At 44.9% G+C, this 15635-nt stretch carries 15 protein-coding genes; 7 read left to right on the plus strand and 8 right to left on the minus strand.

The features are described 5' to 3' along the window. Window positions 1–132: 132 nt before the first annotated feature. Both R8N49_RS05735 and R8N49_RS05740 read right to left on the minus strand, forming a co-directional pair. Window positions 133–2172 carry a cache domain-containing protein gene (locus tag R8N49_RS05735; RefSeq protein WP_047102277.1) on the minus strand — a complete coding sequence of 680 codons (2040 nt, stop codon included), beginning with the start codon at window positions 2170–2172 and terminating at the stop codon, window positions 133–135. Continuing rightward, on the minus strand, window positions 2162–3613 hold the full coding sequence (locus R8N49_RS05740) for a sigma-54-dependent transcriptional regulator (protein ID WP_017820677.1): 1452 nt from the start codon (window positions 3611–3613) through the stop codon (window positions 2162–2164). Before R8N49_RS05740 ends, R8N49_RS05735 begins: the two co-directional genes overlap by 11 nt. Window positions 3614–3947: 334 nt before the next feature. Between R8N49_RS05740 and R8N49_RS05745 the strand changes: the two genes are divergently transcribed. The 6 genes from R8N49_RS05745 to R8N49_RS05770 all read left to right on the plus strand — a co-directional run bounded on the left by R8N49_RS05745 (window position 3948) and on the right by R8N49_RS05770 (window position 8922). Next, the gene (locus R8N49_RS05745) at window positions 3948–4766 is read left to right on the plus strand and encodes a substrate-binding domain-containing protein (RefSeq protein ID WP_005389522.1); all 819 of its coding nucleotides are present in this window, start codon (window positions 3948–3950) and stop codon (window positions 4764–4766) included. Between the two features lie 6 nt (window positions 4767–4772). Continuing rightward, window positions 4773–5471 carry an ABC transporter permease gene (locus R8N49_RS05750; protein ID WP_154204594.1) on the plus strand — a complete coding sequence of 233 codons (699 nt, stop codon included), beginning with the start codon at window positions 4773–4775 and terminating at the stop codon, window positions 5469–5471. 50 nt (window positions 5472–5521) lie between these two features. Continuing rightward, complete coding sequence (locus R8N49_RS05755) at window positions 5522–6241, plus strand: energy-coupling factor ABC transporter ATP-binding protein (RefSeq protein WP_025766658.1); 720 nt, start codon at window positions 5522–5524, stop codon at window positions 6239–6241. Further along, complete coding sequence (gene mobA / locus R8N49_RS05760) at window positions 6219–6806, plus strand: molybdenum cofactor guanylyltransferase MobA (protein ID WP_005389527.1); 588 nt, start codon at window positions 6219–6221, stop codon at window positions 6804–6806. The genes R8N49_RS05755 and mobA overlap by 23 nt, the downstream gene beginning before the upstream one ends. Next, window positions 6803–8581, plus strand: coding sequence for a bifunctional molybdopterin-guanine dinucleotide biosynthesis adaptor protein MobB/molybdopterin molybdotransferase MoeA (locus R8N49_RS05765; RefSeq protein ID WP_186584265.1), 1779 nt, complete (start codon window positions 6803–6805; stop codon window positions 8579–8581). Before mobA ends, R8N49_RS05765 begins: the two co-directional genes overlap by 4 nt. Before the next feature lie 74 nt (window positions 8582–8655). Continuing rightward, on the plus strand, window positions 8656–8922 hold the full coding sequence (locus R8N49_RS05770) for a DUF2960 domain-containing protein (protein ID WP_005377584.1): 267 nt from the start codon (window positions 8656–8658) through the stop codon (window positions 8920–8922). Window positions 8923–9125: 203 nt separating this feature from the next. On the opposite strand, the gene nagK is transcribed toward R8N49_RS05770, so the two are convergent. Together nagK and R8N49_RS05780 are read right to left on the minus strand one after the other, a co-directional pair. Next, complete coding sequence (gene nagK / locus R8N49_RS05775; protein WP_005377586.1) at window positions 9126–10034, minus strand: N-acetylglucosamine kinase; 909 nt, start codon at window positions 10032–10034, stop codon at window positions 9126–9128. Window positions 10035–10209: 175 nt separating this feature from the next. Continuing rightward, window positions 10210–10959 carry a tRNA-uridine aminocarboxypropyltransferase gene (locus tag R8N49_RS05780; RefSeq protein WP_053350551.1) on the minus strand — a complete coding sequence of 250 codons (750 nt, stop codon included), beginning with the start codon at window positions 10957–10959 and terminating at the stop codon, window positions 10210–10212. Window positions 10960–11099: 140 nt separating this feature from the next. Here R8N49_RS05780 and R8N49_RS05785 point away from each other — a divergent pair, with 140 nt between their 5' ends. Further along, window positions 11100–11915, plus strand: a complete 816-nt coding sequence (locus tag R8N49_RS05785) for a sterol desaturase family protein (protein WP_025766660.1) — start codon at window positions 11100–11102, stop codon at window positions 11913–11915. Between the two features lie 103 nt (window positions 11916–12018). On the opposite strand, the gene R8N49_RS05790 is transcribed toward R8N49_RS05785, so the two are convergent. The 4 genes from R8N49_RS05790 to R8N49_RS05805 all read right to left on the minus strand — a co-directional run bounded on the left by R8N49_RS05790 (window position 12019) and on the right by R8N49_RS05805 (window position 15589). Beyond that, on the minus strand, window positions 12019–12237 hold the full coding sequence (locus R8N49_RS05790; protein WP_005389537.1) for a hypothetical protein: 219 nt from the start codon (window positions 12235–12237) through the stop codon (window positions 12019–12021). 48 nt (window positions 12238–12285) lie between these two features. Next, entirely contained in the window at window positions 12286–12666 is a 381-nt protein-coding gene (locus tag R8N49_RS05795) for a hypothetical protein (RefSeq protein ID WP_053303078.1), read from the minus strand. Window positions 12667–12876: 210 nt separating this feature from the next. Continuing rightward, complete coding sequence (locus R8N49_RS05800) at window positions 12877–13290, minus strand: NUDIX hydrolase (RefSeq protein WP_025766662.1); 414 nt, start codon at window positions 13288–13290, stop codon at window positions 12877–12879. A 280-nt stretch (window positions 13291–13570) separates the two neighbouring features. After that, complete coding sequence (locus tag R8N49_RS05805) at window positions 13571–15589, minus strand: methyl-accepting chemotaxis protein (RefSeq protein ID WP_186584266.1); 2019 nt, start codon at window positions 15587–15589, stop codon at window positions 13571–13573. Between the last annotated feature and the right edge of the window lie 46 nt (window positions 15590–15635).

Consider the following 15635-nt stretch of genomic DNA (forward strand, 5'->3'; position numbering starts at 1 on the left):
ATTAATTCACTCCAAGTAAAATCATTGTAAGGTTTCTAAGAAGCAAAAGCGCAAACATAAATGCGTCATTAAATACAAAAAAGAGCCACTATCGTCAGTGGCTCTTTTTCCATTAATACTTCAAAAAAGTGACTAAGCGATGTTCGTCACCTCTAGGATCAGTTCGGCTTTTTTAGGTAAATAAATACTGAATTTACTGCCTTTTCCCCATTCAGACTCTGCTTTTAACTCACCACCCGTTTGGCTGAGAATACTTTGGGAGACCGATAGCCCTAACCCTGTGCCTTCTCGTTTCGTTGTGTAAAATGGCGAGAAGATTCGACTCAAGTTTTCTGGTTTAATACCGCAGCCCTCATCGATAACATGAATCGCGGCTCCTTTCACTTCTCCCTCGTCAATCCAGTCTTCACTGACTACTGTTAACATGCCTTTACCGCTCATTGCGTGAATGGCGTTCATTTGCAAATTAACTAAGATTTGTAGCAAGTGGTGACGGTTTATCTCAACGGACGTATGCGCTTGTAGGTCAGTCACAAACTCAACGTCGCGTTTCTTGGTGCCAGTTTTAACCAAGGTGATGCTTTCATCAATGATAGGATTGACATGTTGCCAAGTGATTTCATCTTGAACACCGCCTTGGCGACTGTATTGCAATAAACTGCGTGTGATATTGCGGATACGATCAATTTGCGCGTGAATCGCATCAATTTCTTCTTGTACTCGACTTGCATCGTCACCCAATTCAAAATGGATCAATTCTACGTTGCCAAGAATCACGGCGGTTGGGTTATTAATTTCGTGAGCAATCCCCGCGGTGAGTTCTCCCAATGCTGCCAGTTTTTCATGAACAACGAGTTTGTCGCGAGTTTGGTTAAGCAATTGAATATGCAGCTCAAGATCTTGGGTTTTTTCTCTCAGGCTTGCCGTACGCTCTTGAACTTTGCATTCAAGTTGAGCTGCGGAGTTTTTCAGTTCAATTTTGCGCTCTTCTAGCGCGTCTAACATATCATCAAACTGTCTGGCTAACTGCGCAAGTTCATGATCGGCATCTAATCCTAACGGGCCAATCCGTTTTTCTTTACCTTGTTGGACCTGCTTCACCACTTTGTGAATGCGTTCGATCGGTCGAAACAGATCATAAGAACCGCGATATACCATCACGCCAGAAACCAGCAATAACATAACCGTAATCAAGCTGATTTCGGCAATGTTGGTCATGTAGGCTTTAACGAATGGCCACATTAGGTAACCGGTATAAAGCATACCAATGACGTTGTCGTATTGGTCTTTGATCGGTTGATACGCCGTAATATACCAAGCGTCATACACATATGCTCGGTCAACCCACTGTTCACCCTTCGAAAGTACTTGGTTATACACTTCTGCGCTCACGCGAGTGCCTATGGCGCGCCCTAGTCTATGATCGCTGTCTAGAGGAACGTTGGTGCTCACACGCAAATCATCGAGAAATACCGTCAACGTACCCACAGGGCGAAGGCGGTCATTATCACTTAAGTAAATGAGATCGCGGATTTGATCCACCAGCACTGTGCTGTTGTTAAGGAGCAAACCACCATCAAGAAAGCCGATCAAATCGTTCGCTTGGCTGTATACCGGAATCACGGTTCGACTGACTAACCCACGCACTTCCCTGTCACCATCAGCAAGAATAGGCACTTCAGCTCGTTTGGCGAGTTCAGGATCGAGGCGTTCGAGTTCTTCTTTATTGAGTACATCAAAAAACGATTCGCGCTTGGTGAGATCCATAAAGCGGAATTTGTTTTCCATGGAATTAACGCGTTGGAAAGAGAGAAAATCTAAAGCATATCTTTTCTTCTGCTCTGTGACCCACTTTTGCAGGTCACCTTGTGGCGTTCCTTGATTAATGCGAATACGGAAATCGTACGAATCGGCAAACGCCCGCACGTAATTGGCTTGCTTTTGCTGTAACAACGTTACGCTGTTATTTGCAACACCAAGACGCTCCGAGACATCAAGCAGCGCATTTTGCCACGTGTAATGAATAGACCAATAAATGGTAATGCCGATCAGAGCTAACAATGTGAGGAAAATCGGCGCAGAGGTTAAGAATAACAAGCGATAACGCACCATGGTTTTAAAACGGTGCGTCCATTTTGACAATCCTTTGTACTGTGGGCCGTTAGTCGGCATATTCCTCATCCTCAGAATCCCATTCTTTGTATTTACGTTCTAAGGTCTTGCGAGCTACGCCCAAGTCACGAGCAGCAGCAGACTTATTGCCTTCATGCAAGTTAACGACTTGTTTAATATGTGCTTTCTCGACTTCTTTTAACGTCCAGCTGTTTGGATAGCCTTCGCCAGTAAATTCTTTGCCTTCTCTAAAGGTTGGTAACTCAGCAGAGTGAGAAACAGTAATCGATACATTAGGCAGTGAATGCCCGCCATTCAGCTCTCGCCAATAGTGTGCAGGTGGTTTGCCAAGCAAGATACAACGCTCAATCAAGTTTTTCAGCTCACGAATGTTTCCCGGCCAATCGTACTCACTCATGGCTTCCATGTCCTCGTGCGCCCATTTGGGCGCAGGCATACCGAGCTCGCGCGTCAGCATGTTGCTGAAAAATGGCACCAACTCAAATAAGTCGGTTTTGCGCTCTCGCAGCGGACACACTTCAATTTTCAGAACGTTTAAACGGTAATAGAGGTCACTGCGGAAATTACCTTGATTGACCTCTTCTTGCAGGTTTCGGTTGGTTGCCGCTACGATACGGACATCAATACTGATCTCTCTTTCTGAACCGACAGGGCGAATCGTACGCTGCTCTAACACACGTAATAATGATGCCTGCATTGCAAGTGGCATCTCCCCGATTTCGTCAAGAAATAAGGTGCCACCGTTAGCAACACGGAACAAACCTTCACGCGATTTTTTTGCACCGGTAAACGCGCCCGATGTATGACCAAACAACTCACTCTCTAAAAGCTCAGGTGCAATCGCGCCGCAGTTGATTGGCACAAACGGGCCCGTTCTCCCACTCGCCTGGTGGATACCTCGTGCAACTAGCTCTTTACCCGTACCCGACTCACCTTCCACCAAAACAGAAGCGCGTGATGGTGCAAATTGGTTAATAAGTTGCTTAAGCAGGCGCGTTTTTTCTGAGCCGCCGATGATCTCTGAGGTATTGTGACGTTGGTAATCGCGTGTCATGGCGTACTGCATGCGTTCGTTCAAACGGCGATCCATACAGCGACTGACCGCTTTTAACATCTGCTCAAGGTTGAATGGTTTGAGGATAAAGTCGGAAGCACCGAGCTGTAGCGCTCGAATGGCAATTTCTAAATCCGCATAACCCGTCATAAAAATCACATCGGCACGTTTGTCATCATCTTCAAACGCTTCTTCCCACTCAATTCCAGAACGCCCTGGCAGATTAATATCCAGTAAGATCAGATCATAATGTCGAGAATTACGCAGTTGTTCTGCTTCTTCGATGCTACCAGCTGTATCGACATGTGAAAAAAGCTTACCCAATGCCTTTTTCAAGATGGCTTGCATGCCTAATTCATCATCGACGACCAGTACGGAAAAGGCGCTATATTGTTGGTTTGTACTAAGATGGGATTGAGTAGACATATTTACCCCAGATGGATTTCGATGGGACAGAGTGTACCAAGTTTAAACAGAGATACCCTACAAAAAGTGCGACATTTTGTACCAACGCAAACTTTTATGCAAATAACCCCATGATTTAGTGCATAAACCAAGCACTTTAAGCTTGTAAAAGGTTGGCATCTTGTTTGCTATAAGGTGGATACGGAGCGCATTTAAGTGATCTCAGGATGTTGATGTTTGCTTATTCCAACACCCTGAGACAACTTGCGTATTACGCTAATCGCTCTCGTCCAAAAAGGCTTCTCCCTAAAACCTGGAGAGATTCCAAAGAATCATTGGAAAGGAACACATAAAAATGAAAAAAATTGCGCTAACTCTGGCTGCAACGTCAATCACGCTTGTAAGTTACTCTGCGTTTTCTGCTCAAGACGGAGAACACGTTCGCCTTGCAACCACAACCAGTACTTACCATTCAGGTTTACTTGATTACCTGCTTCCACAATTTGAAAAAGACACGGGCTACAAAGTCGATGTTATTGCTGCAGGTACTGGTAAAGCCTTAAAAATGGGCGAAAACGGTGACGTAGATTTGGTGATGACACATGCACCAAAAGCTGAAGGCGCATTTGTTGAGAAAGGCTACGGCGTTTTACCTCGCAAGCTAATGTACAACGACTTTGTGATTGTAGGCCCGAAAGCTGACCCAGCAACAATCAAAAATGACGAAGGCGTGTTAGATGTATTCAAAGAGATCGCAAACAAAAACGCAACGTTCATCTCTCGCGGCGATGATTCTGGTACACACAAAAAAGAAATGGGCTTCTGGGCTCAAACTAAAATCGAACCGAACTTTGGTGGCTACCGTAGCGTAGGTCAAGGTATGGGCCCAACTCTAAACATGGCGTCTGAAATGCAAGGCTACACCATGACGGATCGCGGCACATGGCTGGCTTACCAAAACAAATTGGATCTAGAAATTCTGTTCCAAGGCGATGAAAAACTGTTTAACCCGTACCAAGTTATTCTTGTTAACCCTGAGCGTTACCCAACGATTAACTACCAAGGTGCGAAGGCATTCAGTGATTGGTTGGTAAACCCTCGCGGACAGGAACTTATCAATGGTTTCCGCCTAAACGGTAAACAACTGTTTGTTGCGAATGCTGAGAGCAAATAACGCAATATGAATCTTGCTGATACAACACTGGAAGCGCTTCGCTTACTGGTGAATTTTGATGCAGACCTATGGGAGATCGTTGCGGTCTCCTTTAGTGTTTCTATCACGGCAATATCCCTAGTGGTATTGCCGGCTATTTTGATGTCCTTTGTACTGGCGTATACCGACTTTAGCGGTAAATGGTTTTTGTTGTCGATCGTAAATACGCTGCAAGCGGTCCCTACCGTGGTGATTGGCCTGTTGCTGTACATGTTGCTGTCGCGTGCTGGCCCTTGGGGAGACTGGCAAATGCTGTTCACTCAGAAGGCAATGATCTTCGGCCAAATGGTGATCTGCTTCCCTGTTTTGGTATCGATGATGCATGGTGCATTACAATCTAGCGACCGTCGTGCAGTGGAAACTGCCATCACGCTGGGCGTCTCCATTCCGCGCTTGGCAGCTACGATGATTTGGGAAACCCGCTTTCCTCTACTTGCGGCTATCATTGCAGGGTTTTCACGTATCGTGACCGAGGTGGGCTGCTCAATGATGGTTGGTGGGAACATTATGGGCGTGACGCGAAATATTCCCACGGCTATCGCAATGGAAAGCAGTAAAGGTGCTTTTGCGCAAGGAGTTGCATTAGGAATTGTATTACTATCTTTAGCGTTGGCTCTAAACTTCTTCTTATCAAGCATGAGAGGCAAAGGCTACCTCAGAACATAGAACATGAAGCAAACAAACGACTCACCATTAACCCCATGTCGAGGCGAATTATGACTATAAAAATCACCGCCGAACAGTTATCCATGCGCTTTAAAGAGCGTGTGCTTTTCCACATCCCTGAGTTAGCCATCGGCCCAAATGATGCCATTTATCTCAAGGGTGACAATGGTGTGGGCAAAACTACCCTACTCAAAATCCTTGCTGGCTTGCTCAAACCCTCTACTGGTGATGTTGTTGCGCCAAAAGATACGTGGCTAAAAAGACTGACGCGTCGCAATGGTCGTGTCGATGTGATTTATCTCCACCAATCCCCTTACCTTTTTGACGGCACTGTATATGAAAACGTAGTCTATGGAGTGAAATATCAACAAGACACGCAAAAAGATAAGCGAGCTCAAGTTATTCACGCGCTGCGCATGGTAGGTTTAGAAACCTTAGCGGACGAACATATTTCCGTGTTGTCCGGCGGTGAAAAACAGCGCGTTGCCATGGCAAGGGCTTGGATCTTAAAACCGTCGATTTTGTTGATGGATGAGCCAAGTGCGTCTTTAGACCAAGAATCCATTGAACGATTGGTGGTGATGGCGAAAGATCTTTTGGATCGTGGTTCCAGTATCGTGGTGACAAGCCATCAGGCCAACGCACTGACCGACTTATGTAAAAAACAGTGGTGGATTAAAGACAAGACTTTGATAGAGTCTCCTCTGTTGTATGTCATACCAAAAGAAACATCCCAAGAGAATGCATATGCTTCAACCAACACAAACTAGTTGGGTCATTTTGGCTGGTGGCCAAGCCAGCCGTATGGGTGGAAAAGATAAAGGTCTGATTGAGTTAAATCAGAAGCCACTCATCGAGCACGTTATTGAACGTTTATCTCCACAAACTCCACGCATTTTAATTAATGCCAACCGAAACCAAGATGCGTACAGCAAATTTGGTTTCGTATTTAGTGATCAATTCAAAGATTTCCCTGGGCCTATGGGCGGTATTCACGCGGGTTTGATGCATTCTGAAACCGACTGGGTCGGATTTGTACCTTGCGATAGTCCACAAATTAACACCGACCTTGTCGAGCGTTTCTGCCAGGCCGTCAAAGAAGACAGCGATATTTTGGTCGCGCATGATGGTGACCATCAGCAACCTGTTTTTACGCTCTACCACAAGCGCGTACTGCCAAAACTCACCGCGTTTTTAGAACGTGGCGACCGCAAAATCATTCTGCTCTACAAAGAGTGCAACACCAGTTACGTTGACTTTAGCGACTCACCAAACTGTTTCGTCAACTTGAACACTCCGGAAGAACTGGCGCAATTTGGACAATTAGAATCATGAAACACACGCTAAACATTCCTATTCTTGGTTTTGCAGCTTATTCAGGCACAGGCAAAACCACGCTACTTGAAGCCCTATTGCCAAAGCTGACAGAAGCAGGTTTACGCATTGGCATGCTAAAACATGCGCACCACAACTTCGATGTCGATAAGCCGGGTAAAGACAGCTACCGTTTACGCAAAGCTGGCGCGTCTCAAATGCTGATTGCTTCTCGCAACCGTTTTGCGTTAATGACAGAAACGCCAGAAGCCGAAGCGGAGTTTGAATACCTCTTAACTCGTTTTGATGAAGACAAGCTCGATGTGGTTTTGGTTGAAGGCTGTAAAAACATCGCGTTTCCTAAAATTGAATTGCACCGTGAAGAAGTGGGTAAACCTTGGCTTTACCCTCACGATGAAAACATCATCGCTATCGCGTCAGACAGCGGCGAGTTGGACTCTGAACTGCCTCAAATGAACATCAATGATTTGGATGCCATCGCTCAATTTGTTCTTCAATACGTTCAAGATGCAAAAGCACCAAAATCTAAAGAGAAAGACGCCGCATGTTGCGACACACTTTCTCCGGCGTTCCTTTCTGTGATTCAAGGCCAAGAAAAAATCCTTTCTTTGGTGAACACGGTCTCGGAAATAGAAGCATGCAAGATTGAAAACGCCTATGGCCGTGTTCTCGCGGAAGATATCATTTCACCAGTAAACGTGCCGCAATACACCAACTCCGCGATGGACGGTTACGCTATCCGCAGTGATGATGTTGACCGCGATAGCTACCAAGTGGTTGTTGAAGTGATGGCGGGTCATGCTTACGATCAACCTCTGGACGTTGGTCAAGCGGTGAAGATCATGACTGGCGCACCAACACCACGTAACGGCGACACAGTGGTCATGCGTGAGCAAGCCTCTCAAGAAGGTGACAAGGTCACCTTTAACGGTGCGAATATCAAAGCAGGCCAAAACGTTCGTCAAGCAGGTGAAGATCTCGCTATCGGCAGTGACGTCTTTACCGCAGGCACTCGCCTAGCCTCTCCAGAAATGGGCATGATCGCTTCGCTTGGTTTTGGTGAAGCGAATGTGTTCCGCAAAGTGAAAGTTGCCGTGTTCTCCACCGGTGACGAAGTACAAGCGCCGGGAACAGAGCAAAATGCGAATTCTATCTACGATTCCAACCGTTTTACCATCATGGGCATGCTTGAAAAGCTCGGCTGCGAGATCTTGGACTTCGGTATTCTGGAAGACAACGAAAAGTTAATGATTGAAGCGTTGGAAAACGCATCGGCGCAAGCGGACGTGGTTATGACTTCTGGTGGCGTATCTGTTGGTGATGCGGATTACATCAAACTTGCCTTGGATAAACTTGGTCAAATAGATTTTTGGCGAATCAACATGCGTCCGGGACGTCCATTAGCGTTTGGTCAAATCAACAACAAGCCGTTCTTTGGTCTGCCGGGCAACCCTGTTGCCGTGATGGTTTCATTCATCAACTTTGTCGAGCCTGCACTGCGTAAGATGCAAGGCGAACAAGGCTGGAAGCCTCTGAAAGTGAATGCCATCGCGACTGAAAACCTTCGCTCTCGACAAGGTCGTACCGAGTTTAGCCGTGGCGTCTATGAACTGGATGCAACTGGCCGTTTAACCGTTCGTACAACAGGCAAGCAAGGCTCTGGTATTTTGCGCTCAATGAGTGAGGCAAACTGTTTGATCGAAATCTCCCCAGCTATTGATACAGTAAAAGCGGGAGAAAGCGTGACAATTATCCCACTTCAAGGCAGAATCTAGCTCAAACTAGAAATTCAAAGGTCAGCGAGTCTGGCCTTTTTGTTTAATACAGAAACCTTTTCAGAGAGACAGCTATGGCTCGCACCATTCTTTACACTTACAAAGACCAAGACAAAGAACTGACGTTCTCATACCAGCAACACCGCAACATTCAAGAAGCAGTTGCCGAGGCAGAAGGTATCGATATCACTGAGTTCCTAAAGATGGAGCAACAAATCGAAGCAGTGTCTGACACTAAAGCAGTGCGCAACTACCGCGACAACTACTTCAGAAAATTAGGCTTTAGTAAAATCACCCTAGCTCAAAAAGAAAACCTAGGCGTAGGCAAAAAGAACAAATAAGCTTATCTGCAAACAGAAAACTCGCGATTCGTCGCGAGTTTTTTATGCATGCTATTTTTTTTTCGTGCTCTATACCCAAGCATATAGAAGTTACTTGGGTATATAAGTTACTTCGATATACAAGTAAAAGCCCCGTTTTACCTTGATGGTCTAAACGGGGCTTTAAATTTCTTCTTACTTTGTATCGAGTAAGGTTTCAGTCACTACTTGATGTTTAAGAACGCAGCGCCGCGTACACCACCTGAATCACCGTGTTTTGCTTTGATGATCTTAGGACACTTAGCTACAGACAATAAGTGTTTAGGGATGCGTTTTGGCATCTCTTCGTAAATCAATTCGAAGTTAGATAAGCCTCCACCAAGTACAACGGTGTGTGGGTCTGTTGCAGTAAACAGGTTTGCAAAGCAGATTGCTAGCAGCTCCATAAAGCGCTCGACGTGCTCTACTGCTTTCTCTTCACCCTCTGCGTGCGCTTTAATAATGTCGATCGCTTTCTTCTCTTCGCCGTAGTAATGCGCGTAAAGAAGCTCGAAACCACGACCAGATAGGTAACTATCTAAACAGCCTTTGTTGCCACAGCCACAGCCAAGTAATGGTGCGTTTTCACCCAGGTGGAACCATGCGTCGATAGGAAGACGTGTGTGACCCACCTCACCCGCTACGTGGTTGCGGCCAGAGAATACTTTACCTTCGTAGATAAAGCCACCGCCAAAACCAGTACCAAGGATCAAACCTAGTACAGATGGTTCATCTTGAAGATCTTCGTCCCACGCTTCAGAAAGCGCGAAACAGTTTGCATCGTTTTCAATTTTTACGCTGCGACCGATTTTAGCTTCCAGATCAGCACGAAGTGGTTTGCCTTTTGCCGCAGGAACGTTAACTGTTAGTACCGTTGCATCATCGGCGTCTTCCATACCTGGCAAGCCAAGACCAATCGTACCTTCGCAGCCAAACTCTGTATCGTATTTATTCACCAATTCCGCAATGGTATCAACCAGCAGCTCGTAGTTGTCTGTTGGTGTAGGTACACGTTCCGTCGCTACACGCTCAAGCTTCTCGTTAAATGCACCAAATTCAATTTTAGTGCCACCGACATCAAAGCCGTAATACATGTATTTCTCTCCTAAAAAATGCTTCAAACGACTCTCAAAAATGGCTAGAGTCAAAAGTATAAACTGATGGCATTATCCATATCTGTACGCCTGCAAACCGTGACCGAATGCAGATTTATCCCCTCACCGAAGCCAGTTGAACAACATACCATCAACAAAAGCTCATTCCTTAGAGTCAGCTCTCGGTTTTCATCCACTCTTTGAAACGTTTCAAGTGTGGCTGGTTAGGGTCGTTTTTGACTCGAGTCTTGCTCAGCATGTAAGTTTCTCTGAAGGCTTCAAACCACAATTGAAGGCATTCCGCAGCTTTAGGCTCACCAGCTTGTTTTAAAACTAATGTCGCGACTTCGGCGGTTGAAAGATGCTGATCATTCTCGGAGCGGCGCATGATGTATTCAGACAGAGATTCCGGCTCAATGGAAAGCACAGGCAAAGATTTAAGAAAATCAGAACGACGGAATATCTTTCGTGCCTCACGCCAGCTACCATCAATAAAGATCAGCAACCATTTTTTGTTCTCGACATCTTCTTTTACCAATCGCCCTGGCTCTAGATCTTCAATTAAACGAGAGGGATCATCCACATAGTCTGCAGGAAATACAATCACCGGTTGGTAACTGTCATCCTGTAGTAGCGCTAGCATCTCTTCAGACGGTTCTGTTCGGTTCCATTGATACACGTAAGTCTCTTGAATCGTATCAGCGATTAGACGACCGGTATTACTTGGCTTAAATACTTCGTTTTCAGAAACAATCAACATACATGCAATATTAGCCTTAATGTTTGGCTGAAGGTCGCACAAACAGTGTTGCTCAGAAACCTGGCAATATTGGCAACGAACCACTTTACATCCACGCGCGTTGAAAGGCTTGGTTGAGATAGATTGTCGGTACTGATATAAACGGTGGAAAGCGTGAATTCTCATGGTAAGTAATGCCAAGTAAAAAGTAGAGCGCGATTCTACTGATATTATGGTTTCGCCTCAAGATAAGCCCATCAGCAGTGTGTTGAAATAATTTCACACTTATCTCGGTCATAGATAAAGAAATAAATAAGGGAATGACAGTGACAGAAACGACATTTCAAGAACCCTCATGGCTCAGATTAGGCTTTTTCCTTGGCGTATTATTGCTTTGTGCCATTTGGGAGAACAAATTGCCTAGAAAAACACTGACCGCTTCGCGCAGGTTTCGCTGGGTCAATAACTTGTCATTGGTTGCTTTTAACAGCCTAGTTATTGCTTTAATCATGCCTATCGCCGCCTTTCAAGCTGCGGTCATAGCTCAGGAGCAACAATGGGGGCTGCTGAATATTCTGTCCCTCCCCGATTGGTTAAACATTTTCCTAACCGTCATTTTGCTTGATTTCGTCATTTACGCTCAGCATGTTGTCTTTCATCATGTAAAACCGCTGTGGAAGATTCACCGAATGCATCACGCCGATCTCGACATAGACGTCACTACAGGCGCACGCTTTCATCCCTTCGAAATAATCATTTCAATGGGAGTAAAAATTGCAGCCGTGTTTATCTTAGGTGTTTCACCTATCGGAATTGTGGTATTTGAAATTGTGCTTAATGCGAGCGCGATGTTTAATCACAGTAATGCAAAACTGGCTTTATCTATGGACCAAAAACTGCGAAACGTCATCGTTACACCAGACATGCATCGCGTGCACCATTCAGTGATAGTAAAAGAGACCCACTCAAACTTTGGTTTTTTCCTTTCAGTTTGGGACCGCTTTTTTGGGACATACCGAGCTCAGCCTAAGTTGGGTCATGAAGATGTTGTTATTGGTGTGCCGGAAATTAGAGACGAAGAAGAGCAAAGATTAGATAAGCTGTTAACGCAGCCCTTTCGCTACAATAAAGAGAAGAAGTAATGGTTGAAAAAATATTGTTGGATGAAGTATGTCAACAAAACGAATAGACCAAGCCTAAACCCCAGTTAAACACTACTTCATCCTCATGATGTGTAAGAGCAGATTAGTTTTCTGCTAGCTGACGCTTTTTGTTTAGCTGAGTAATACCAACAAATAAACCAACAACACCAAGCACTGCACATGCCAAAGCATTGGTGTTCATTACTTGCTGTGCCTCTATTGAGCTGTATAGAAAAGCAAGGCTGAAGAAAGTGGTGGCAAAGCTCAAACCTGTCAGTACGCTGAAACCAGCAAAACTGGCCAAGTCTTTAAAATCGTTCATAACGAGTCCCTGTTTACAATCCTTAATCGAGTGTTGTGAAAATAATAATTAACGAAATATTTGGCGCGATTGACTATGTTTTCGCGCATTCCATAACCAGATAGATACCCCAAATGAGAACCCTAAAAACAGTGTCTTCATTTGTAGGGCGACGTTGTTATCTAATATTTCTAATGTATAGTGAGCGTGGGAACTAAAGATAACATTGGTTATAAGAATCAATAACATAACGACTATGCCAGAGCGGTGATGCTTGACCAATAGATACGCTGCTAATAAGTCCAATAGTCCCAAAGCGCTCCAATACATATTCAACCAGCGTGGCGCAAAATCGTAAGGTAAAAAGCCACCAACAATGTTGTCATAAAGATGAACCACTCCGCCAACTGTCATAAAAAGGCATAAGAGAAACAAGACGAATTTATCCATTACCGTTTCCTTATCTGAATGAATGAGCAAAGCATATAGAAGTCACTTAAACATTTGTAATCTCATCGCCATTTTTGAGATCGACAGTGCCATTATCAACACGATGAGAACAGTAACGGCTACTCTACCTTCTTTATTTGCTTCTAGTAGAAGCATAGTGTTTGCTTTGTCATTGTCCCAAATCCGCCAATGCAACGACAGAATCCTCCTTTAAATCACGCCTTGGTTTAGCAACTCTCGTACCTTTTCCAGCCCGCGCTGAAACACAGTATGTGCATTCGCGGGAAGGCCGCTCTCGACATCGTGCCAGAAGAACGCGAAATCATGTCCACCATCGTCTTGCGTATGAAACAGCCATGAATTAGCGAGATCAGCACACTCACACAAAACAAAATGCCATGCTTGATTTTGAAAGCCACTGTCCCATGAGCATAAATATCGTGCGGAACGAACATGTGTGATACCAGACTCCTCAGCGAGCTCCCGCTTGGCCGCTATGATGTAACTTTCATCAAACACTTCAACAGTACCCTTGACGAGCTGAACACCCGCCAACGGATGTTTAAAAAGTAGGATCTCTTGATTTTGATTACGTAGAACGACGGGGCAAACTTTATCGATCACAAAACCACTCCTTATGGTTCAAGCAAAAGGCTTTAGCTTTCTCTGGATATAAAGAAATCGAGTGAAGCTGCATGATTCGTTCCTTTGAATTCTGGCGACATTCTAGTCAACGAGTCCCTCGAACAAAGCATTAACATCACGTTGTGATAGCTAAACCCTTTAGAAATGAACGAGATGAGATGTAACTCACTCTTGCAATGCAAATAGGAGCCATTGAATGGGTAGCCGTAACAAAAAAGCAGAACCGAGGTTCTGCTTTTAGTCGGTGGAAACATCTCATTTACTTGGTCTGATGAAGCTCATACTTGTGCAGCATTGCTTGCTGGTGCCCGGCAATTTCCGCCACTTGCTCAGAACTCTCAACCATAGACTCAAGCTGCAGCTTTGTGCGTTCGCCAAGATCAGAAATATGCGTGATGGATTGAGATACATCTGCCGTCGCTCGTTCTTGTTCTTCTGTAGCAACTGAGATTTGCTCAACACGTTCTTGAATGTGCTTAACCGCGAGGTTGATATCAGAGAATGTCGATTTCACTTCATTACTGGACTTTAGCGCGTGGGTCATTTCTTCTCTTGAATCATTAACTGCTTGGCGCGAACGCTCTGCGGCAGTAATAAGCTCGCTCATCATTTCTCGGATGTTCGTAGTTTGTTGAGAGGTATCACTTGCAAGTTTGCGAACTTCATCAGCGACAACCGCAAATCCACGCCCTTGCTCACCAGCACGGGCAGCCTCTATTGCCGCGTTGAGAGCAAGCAAGTTGGTGTTGTCCGCGATCCCACTGATCATATCCACCATTTCACGAATCTGTTTAACACGCTGGTCTAGCTCTAACATTGACTGTTCATTTACATCCAAAGAGCTTTCTAATGACTCCAAACGTTCGCGGTTTTGTTCCACGACTTGAACCCCTTTTTCAGTGTGTTGGGTTGCAAGGAGCGAGTCCTGTGAAGATGCATTTGTCACCATTGCTATTTCACGAATAGAGGCTTCAAGCTGCGTTATGGTCGTGATCATACTAGACAACGCTTCATTTTGTGTTGCCAACCCATCACTTGTTTGTTCGGCTGCACTGTGACTTACTTCTGCCGTCTGATAAAGCGTTTCACAATTGCGCGTCACCGTTTGAATGGAGTCATGTGTGGAATCGATTACTTGATTCAACTTTCGTGCTACTTCTTTCAGCTCATAGGGGCCGACTTCTTCTGCCTTGTCACGAAAATCATGTTCGGTAAGTGCTGAAAGACGCGTTAGTACATTCCTTAACCCTCGGTTTGTCCATGACTTGAGACTAAACCAAGTAACCAGAATAATAAAAGAAATCACACACGCCGCAAACACGAGCACAACGCTCACCGATTCAATGGTCTCGTTGACCACCCGCTCTTTTTCATCGATCAACTGACCAGCGGTTTGGGAGATTTGATCAAGTAACCGCATGGTTTCATCCGCAAGCATCGAAGCCTGTTTAAACTCTGAACGTTGCAATTCCCCTTGTTCTAGTTTGGCGAGGATCAAACGCAGCACGCCCTTTTCACTAAAGCCTTGTTTCACCATCTCATATGGTGCGGTTAAGCTTGCATATTCACTTACTTCAGGATGGAAAGATTGGAAGTCTTCATAGGCGAGTTTAATACCTGCTATGCGATTTCGCATTTCTCGGTATTCTTTTTCGGCTTTGTTTAATTCTGAGTGCATCATCATGACTAAGAACGTACTTTCCATTGAGCTTGCAGAAGCAATGAAACGGTTAGCGGCATCGCTCGACTCAGGATTATCAGCACTAAGGAACGAACTGATTCGATTCATTTCCGGGCCGATAGAGCTAAGCCCATAGCGAAACCCACCTACAGCGGCATCAATATCCATTTGAATTTGTATCACCGAAGATTGCTTCAACAAAATGGACTGCGTGATGTTATGTAAACGCGCTAGTTTGGTGTCTAACTCCTCCGAGAGTTGCTGAGCTACACCAGACGCTTCCACAACCAAAGTTGTGCTTTGAGTTGCAAGAGAGTCGATTTGCTCTTTTATGAGAGGCAACTCTTTCGGCTCAGTAATCTGCATACCATGGTTGAGTAGCTTAACCATCTCCAATACATTCCTGGTTAACTTTGCGTTTGCCATCGCGATTGGTAATGCTTTTTGCGACAAGTCTTCAAATTGTTCCCCTACCTGTTCCATTCCTTTGAAACTTGAGACAGAAAGGGCTATAACAAGAACAATGATAGTTAAAAATGTTGCACTGACAGCCTGAATCAGTGAAAGTGATGTGCGTGAGCGTTTTCGCTTTGCCATAATCAATTTTTATTCTTTCTTAAGGTTGAATCGGTTCTGCAGTGAT

This window comes from Vibrio sp. 1978 (assembly GCF_033344345.1).